This window comes from Streptomyces flaveus, assembly GCF_014647675.1.
GTDB lineage: Bacteria > Actinomycetota > Actinomycetes > Streptomycetales > Streptomycetaceae > Streptomyces > Streptomyces flaveus.
This window is the reverse complement of the sequence record NZ_BMPQ01000072.1, coordinates 1-6568: the sequence shown is the minus strand read 5'-3', so window position 1 is coordinate 6568 and position 6568 is coordinate 1. Positions and strand designations below refer to the sequence as shown.

Annotated in this window: 9 protein-coding genes; 4 read left to right on the top strand and 5 right to left on the bottom strand. The window is 64.5% G+C overall.

The genetic code is table 11. The features are described 5' to 3' along the window. Nucleotides 1-207 precede the first annotated feature (207 nt). Nucleotides 208-378 carry a hypothetical protein gene (locus IEZ21_RS46735; protein ID WP_189327887.1) on the bottom strand — a complete coding sequence of 57 codons (171 nt, stop codon included), beginning with the start codon at nt 376-378 and terminating at the stop codon, nt 208-210. 271 nt (nt 379-649) lie between these two features. On the opposite strand from IEZ21_RS46735, the gene IEZ21_RS46730 reads away from it, so the two are divergent. The 4 genes from IEZ21_RS46730 (at nt 650) to IEZ21_RS46715 (ending at nt 3628) form a co-directional block, all read left to right on the top strand. Further along, a complete protein-coding gene (locus IEZ21_RS46730; RefSeq protein WP_189327886.1) occupies nt 650-889 on the top strand; it encodes a hypothetical protein in 240 nt (79 codons plus the stop codon). Nucleotides 890-1198: 309 nt separating this feature from the next. After that, nucleotides 1199-1654 (top strand): GntR family transcriptional regulator, encoded by a 456-nt coding sequence (locus IEZ21_RS46725; protein ID WP_189327889.1) that lies wholly within the window; start codon nt 1199-1201, stop codon nt 1652-1654. A 4-nt stretch (nt 1655-1658) separates the two neighbouring features. Continuing rightward, entirely contained in the window at nt 1659-2591 is a 933-nt protein-coding gene (locus tag IEZ21_RS46720; protein WP_189327888.1) for an ABC transporter ATP-binding protein, read from the top strand. A 98-nt stretch (nt 2592-2689) separates the two neighbouring features. Beyond that, nucleotides 2690-3628, top strand: coding sequence for an ABC-2 membrane transporter-related protein (locus IEZ21_RS46715; protein ID WP_308429724.1), 939 nt, complete (start codon nt 2690-2692; stop codon nt 3626-3628). Between the two features lie 450 nt (nt 3629-4078). On the opposite strand, the gene IEZ21_RS46710 is transcribed toward IEZ21_RS46715, so the two are convergent. The 4 genes from IEZ21_RS46710 to IEZ21_RS46700 all read right to left on the bottom strand — a co-directional run bounded on the left by IEZ21_RS46710 (nt 4079) and on the right by IEZ21_RS46700 (nt 6266). Next, a complete protein-coding gene (locus IEZ21_RS46710; RefSeq protein ID WP_189327884.1) occupies nt 4079-4564 on the bottom strand; it encodes a hypothetical protein in 486 nt (161 codons plus the stop codon). A 31-nt stretch (nt 4565-4595) separates the two neighbouring features. Further along, on the bottom strand, nt 4596-5003 hold the full coding sequence (locus IEZ21_RS46705) for a hypothetical protein (protein WP_189327883.1): 408 nt from the start codon (nt 5001-5003) through the stop codon (nt 4596-4598). A 56-nt stretch (nt 5004-5059) separates the two neighbouring features. Then, complete coding sequence (locus IEZ21_RS48590; protein WP_281399772.1) at nt 5060-5191, bottom strand: hypothetical protein; 132 nt, start codon at nt 5189-5191, stop codon at nt 5060-5062. Nucleotides 5192-5912: 721 nt separating this feature from the next. Continuing rightward, on the bottom strand, nt 5913-6266 hold the full coding sequence (locus tag IEZ21_RS46700) for a transposase (RefSeq protein WP_281399773.1): 354 nt from the start codon (nt 6264-6266) through the stop codon (nt 5913-5915). Nucleotides 6267-6568 lie beyond the last annotated feature (302 nt).

The following is a 6568-nucleotide window of genomic DNA, read 5'->3' as shown; positions in this document are numbered from 1 at the left end:
CGTCCTGTTCACCGACAGCCCGTTCGTGCTCGCCCAGGCCGAACCCATGCCCAGAACCCACCCGACACCCGTGATCAATCGAGGCTCAGGGGTAGTTGACGAGCCGTTGCTCTGGGTTCTCGTCTGGGGATCGGTGGTGATTCGGTGCGCAGGACGTGCAGAGGTCGTCGTCGGTCAGGCGGCAGTCCCGATCGTGGTGCGGGGGTGTCAGGTCGTCTCGGTGGTGCGGATGTCTGCGGGTGGTGGAATCCCGGACGCCGACGTGACCGGTGGCCGTTGTCCACCGCCGGTGTTCTCCTCACTGCGCTCGGCGTCGGCGGCGGGTGTGCTGCTCTGTGTCCAGCTGTGCAGGATGCCGAGGTTGATTGTGAAGATCATCAGGGCGAGGAGGGCGGTCTGGGCGACGCGGCTATGGGCGAGTCGTCGGGCTGGGTCGGCGATGTTGACGCCATGGGACTTTGCTCTGCCGTTCAGTCCCTCGATATTGGCCCGAGTGGGCCGGTAGGCGTCCTGCCAGGACGGCTGGAAGTAGTGGCGGTCCTGGCGGAACTTGTCGATCTTTCCGAGGCCGCCGGGGTGAAGGGCGACTGTCGGGCGTTGGCAGATCTTCGGCAGCTGCTCCGGAGCCGGGGGCCGCAGCCGTTCGGCCGTGGGGATCGGGACGGTGGGCTTGGCCGCGGTGTGCGCGGTGGTGGCACGCGGGTTGGTGATGTCGACGGTGACCGGCCGGGCACTGCAGACGGATCATGCCGTGCGGGTCGGGGTTCTGTTTGCGTTTGAGGAAGAACGGGGTGCGGGCCGTGATCAGTTGGGTGAGCGATTCGTCGTCACCGACTTCGCGTACGGCTGTGTCGTGCAGGCCTGTGGTGGCATGGACGAGGGCGTCTGACATCACGGGGAAACTCGTAAGTCCCCCTTGCGGCACACGCCATGACCAGCATGTCGGAGGTGTCGGCCCCGTCCTCGACCGCGAGGGCGGAGGGGTGCTCGGGTACGGAAAGATCGCGGTTCGCACCGGAGGCGCTTTCTGTCGGGTGGTCGTTCGATCGGTTCGTTTTTTTGAGGGCCTGGACCCAGGCTGACCACCGAACCATTGTCCAACGAGTCCCTGCGGTCACTCTGGTCAACCTCTCCCGGCGTTGACAACCGCCCTCGCACCTCTCCACTATGATTCCACTAATCAAGTAGTGGAATGGTGATGGAGGTGGTGGCCGTGGAGTACCGCATCGACAGGCGGAGCGGGGTCCCTGCCTTCCAGCAGATCGTGCAGCAGACCAAGCAGGCCCTGAGGCTGGGCGTACTGGTGCCGGGGGACCGGCTGCCCACCGCCAAAAAGGTCGCCGAGATCAGCGCGGTCAACCCGAACACCACCCTCAAGGCGTACCGCGAGCTGGAGCGCGCGGGCCTGGTCGAACCGCGGCCGGGCCAGGGCACCTTCGTACGCCGCACGCTGGCCCGCCCCGAGACGGGCACCGACTCGCCGCTGTACGGGGAGTTGGTGGCGTGGATGTCGAAGGCGGCCGGGGCCGGTCTGGAGCGGGAGGACGTGGCCGCGCTGGTCGCGTCGGCGATGGAGAAGCAGTACGCCGCCGGGAACGCGCCGGCGACGGGGGTCATGACAACAGGGCCGACGACTAGGAGCACAGGTGAGTGACGGTATGTACGCGGGGGAGCCGGCGCTGGAGGCGTACGGACTGGGGATGCGCTACCGGCGGGGCTGGGCGCTGCGGGACTGTTCCTTCCGGCTCCCGGCGGGCAGGATCTGCGGGCTGGTCGGACCGAACGGGGCGGGCAAGACCACGTTGTTGAGCATCGCGGCCCATCTCCTGAAGCCGACGCACGGCTCGATCAGCCTGTTCGGCGAGGCGCCAGGCTCGGCGGAGTCCAGCCGGCGCACCGCGTTCCTGGCCCAGGAGAAGCCGCTGTTCCGTCGCTTCACCGTGGCGGAGACTTTGCGGCTGGGGCGGGAGCTGAACCCCGGCTGGGACCAGCGCGCCGCCGAGGACATCGTCCGCGCTGGCAATGTCCCGTTCGACGCGAAGATCAGCACCCTCTCCGGCGGCCAGCGCACCCGCGTCGCCCTCGCCCTCGCCTTCGGCAAGCGGCCCGAGCTGCTGCTGCTCGACGAGCCGATGTCGGACCTCGACCCGGTTGTTCGCCACGAGATCATGGGCACCCTTCTCTCCGAGGCCGCTGAGCGCGGCACGACCGTGCTGATGTCCACCCATGTCCTCGCCGAACTGGAGAACGTGTGCGACTACCTCGTCGTCGTCTCCGGCGGCGGAGTGCGCCTCGCCGGTGACGTGGACGAGCTGATGTCCTTGCACACCATGGTCACCGGGACCAGGGATGACGAGGGCCTGCCCGCCGCCCTCGGGCACCACACGCTCGTCGAGTGCCGGACCAGCGAACGGCAGCTCACCGCGCTCATCCGCCCCGAGGGCCCGGTGACCGGCCCCTGGGAGACGGACGCCCCGAACATGGAGGAACTCCTGCTCGCCTATCTCCGCTCACCCGACGCACCACCGCTGATCACCGCCACCGCGCAAGGTCAGGGTCAGGCCTTCGGCACCGGGACGGTGGCGGCATGAGCACGTTCACCAACGCCTCGAACTCGACCGACGCGAAGAACGGGACCATGACCGCGACCTCCACGGAGGACGCCGGACGGCGGCCCCGTCTCAGAGCTATGACGTGGCTGGTCTGGCGCCAGCACCGGGCCGCGTTCTGGACCATTCTTGCCGCCGCCGCCCTCTCCGTGGCCTGGATGGTCTACCAGCGCGGCCAGATGACGGACTTCCTCGACGGCTACGGCTATCCCACCAACAGCCTTGATGAGGTGGGCAACGAGTTTCAGCAGTACCTCAACGGGCTCATGACCGTCTCCACCGGTCTCCAGGCGATACCCGTCCTGCTCGGTGTCTTCCTCGGCGCCCCGCTGCTCGCGGGCGACCTGGAGAACGGCACGGTCAAGCTGATCGTCTCCCAGTCCATGAGCCGTACCCGCTGGCTCGCCACGAAGCTGGGGGTGACCGGGTTGGTAGTCGTGGTGAGCACGGTCGCGCTGTCGGCTGCGTTCGGCTGGTGGTGGAACCCCGTCAAGTCCGAGCCCGCGGTCATGGACTGGACTTCCAGCGAGGCCTTCAACAGCACGGGCCCGGTGCTCGTCGCCCTCACTCTCCTCTCCGTGTTCGGTGGGGCGGCGATCGGTGTGGTGCTGCGGCGCACGCTGATGGCCATGGTGGTCACCTTCGGTTTCACCATGGTCGTCCAATTGGTCTGGGCCCACTTTTTGTTGTCGCTCGGCAACGTAGTCACGGTTACGACCCACAAGGGTGTTCTGGCCGAGAACGCGGCCCCGTCACTGCCCAACAGCGCGCACCAGCTCGATCAGTCATACCTCACGGGCAGTGGGGACCTTGTCAGCTGGAGCGCGTGTGCGGATGCGCAGACGGATCAGGCGCTAAAGCTGTGCCTGAAGAAGGCGGATGTGGTGGGCTGGTCGGTGGATTATCTTCCGATGTCGCAGATGAATGGTATGCAGTGGTTCGGGGCGTCGATCGTGTTTGCCCTGACGGCTGGTGTGGTGGCGTTCCTTTTCTTCTGGTGTCGTAAGCGGCTCGTCTGAGCAGCCGTTCGGCTGCGGGCCGCTGAGGACTTGTCGCACCCGCGCGGCGGCAGTCGCGAACCGATACGGTCCCGCGCCCTATCGGGGCGTCTCTCCCCACCCTCATTTTCTTCATCCTGTTGCCCGGAGAGAAAGGCATGCATTGAATCACCGTACGAGATGAGCGGCCGAGACGACGGCGATCGCCGCGCTCACCCCGTCCACGGAACCGGCCGCCGGCGTCTCGGTGTTCGCGCAGGGCACGGGCCGTACGGTCCTCACCCGCGCCCTGGGCCCAGCCTCATGAATTCATCATGCGAGCGGCTGCTGGTGACGGAGCGTGAGATACGCGAAAGGGTGCCTTGACTTGCCATGATCCAGTCCTGGCCGCGGACTGGATCATGACGGGGAGGCAAGCAAGCGTGTCCCCTGCCCGAAGTCGGACAGGGGACACGCGAATTTCCGCCCAGATCAGTCAGACGTGATTCCGATGAAGTTACGAAGCAGATTCCCCGAGGGGAAGAGCGTCAGTGAACGGAGTGCGCCTGAATCTTCTTCGTACATCAACGTGGCAACGGTCGAGGACGACGATTCGGCTCTCACCGAAACCTCGTACTCGCCGCCCCCGGTAGTGGTGTCAACGAGATCGAAGCGGACCGTTCCTTGTTCCTCGGATGCTGTCATCCATACTTCGACTACACCTCGGCAGTAGTCCCGAACGCCCGACGGTGGCGTGCGCAGCTTTGGCATGAACTGAGGGACTGCGCGCTTCGCACCCAAAAGCTCCAGGTGGTCAAACTCTCCCTTAGTGTCGAGCCGAACTAGACCTGCCAATCCCGTCTCGTCATCGAACTCCAGAGCTGGACCTCCAGAACTGGACGATGATTTCACGAAGGATAGTAGCGCCACATCCACTTCTGGATCGTAACGAATGTGGCAATCTACACGGCTTGTCATATGGATTCCCTCAGACTCCGAAGTGGTGATGCTAGCGCCGCCAGGCCGTCACGCAGTAGCCGTTGTTGTTCAGTACAACAACAACCCTGGATCCAGTGTACTTCCAGGTCTTCTTGTTCCTGTCGTACCTGGCTGACGAATACTTGGTCGCCACCACATTGTCAGCCTCGGGGCCGGTGATGCTGTCCTTGGCCATTTCCTCAGAGCAGTGGAGGCTGTAGCCCGTGATGAATCGCGGCACCGAGGCCTGCACCGCAATCTCGACGGACGCCTGCGACGCACCCTTCTGAGCATCAACTGCGGCGTAGGACGAGCCTCCGACGGTCAGTGTCGCCGCCAGTGCCAATCCGGCCGAAGCGCCGACCTTGAGCACCCTGCTGCGGAGGAGGTTATTGAATTCAGCCATTAGCTTGGCTAGCCTCTCTGTATTCGAGTACATGCGATGCGCGCTATTGAGCCCACAATATGCCGCTAAGTAGCGGCATATTGCAGTAGCTATCCGTCGTACTCGTACAGGTAGACGTCGGCGAGCGCCCCGGGGGCGGTCCAGCTGAAGTTCTTCTTGGTGCGCCACCCCGCGCACGTCTCGCTCCGCTTCGTCGAGCCGTCAGCGAAATGAGCCTTCACGCCAACACAATCCCCGTCAGCCTCATCGTCCCGGTACCAGCCCTTGACAGTGATCTGGCCACCTCTGCAATCCAGGGTCCAGTGTGCCGATGCACCGTCAGTTTCCGGATTGAACGTCTGGCCGCATTGCCCGTCGGGTTTCGCACTGGCAGTGCCCGCCAGCGCTCCAAGCGTCATAGCCCCTACAGCGACGCTCACCATTGCACCGGTCGATATCTTGCGCAGAATAGTACGCATTCTGTCACTCCTTGGTCGTCGCACGAATACACCCATGCGAATAGAGGTAACAGGGAATTGGTGCATGCCGGATTGGGGTCCTAAAGTCCCCCGACTCCCCCTGTTGGCGCCACCCCCCGGCGGCGCCGCAGATAGAACCTAACCCACTTCCTGCTGGAAGTCGACGATGATTTTCCAAGGCTCTAATGATCACGGATAAGCTGTGTTGAGGGGGTTCCGTAGTAGAGGTCCGAGGTGTCCCATTCACCCTTCCTGGTAAGGATGAGGATGGCGTCTGCGGTCGAAGTGCCGCTCGACCTATTCACTGTCGGCAGGCCTTCAAGGTTTCAAAGTCCGCTTGATCTGTTCGTTCGAGGGCCGCTGGTTCCGGTGAAACGCCTTGCCTCGATCATTCACGTGCGCGCGCCTGGCGGCTGCCCGGTCCACGGGCCCGGAGACTGCGGGTGTTCTCCTTCCCATGCTCGGCGGGGCGGGTTCGTGCTGGTCAAGTGACCTGGGGCAGGCGGGTGAGCCGGTTCCAGGCGAGGGGGAACGTGGTCGACCAGGGCCAGGACGCGTCGAGGCGGAGGTACCGGACGTGAGCGTGTCTGGCGAGACGGTCGGCTTGGTGGTAGATCCGCATCCGCATGGTCTGGGGCTCGGCGTTGGCCAGGCCCTCCTGGTCGTGGAGGACGAGGAGGCGGAGCCAGGCGTCGAGGTCGGCCGCGACGTTCGCGGCCAGCATCCACCTCCTGTTCCTCGTCCAGGATTTGGCCGGCAGATTGTGCGGGCCCATGGCCTTGTTCGTGCGGACGCGGTCCTCGACGACGGCGTGGTGCCGGCCTCTGACAACTTTCAGCCAAGTGTTCGCAACGAGGTATGCGAGTGTCGCCTGACGTACTTAGGGTGACTGCCGCGCTCGACACGGATCAAGCCGAAGTCACCGGCAGCGCGATTAGCGGCTACGTCCGCACGTACACGGGGGAGAAGCGCTGTGGCTCGACTAACCGAAACCCAAATCACCGCGCTGGAGAGCGAGTACCGGGAAAAGAGCAGGGCCTACGACCATGCTCTGGAAAATCTGAGCTTCGATCCACCGCGCGATAGTCGGCCTGTGGACGGAGAAATAGAAAGAGGTGCCCGCTGACCTGCGATAATGGG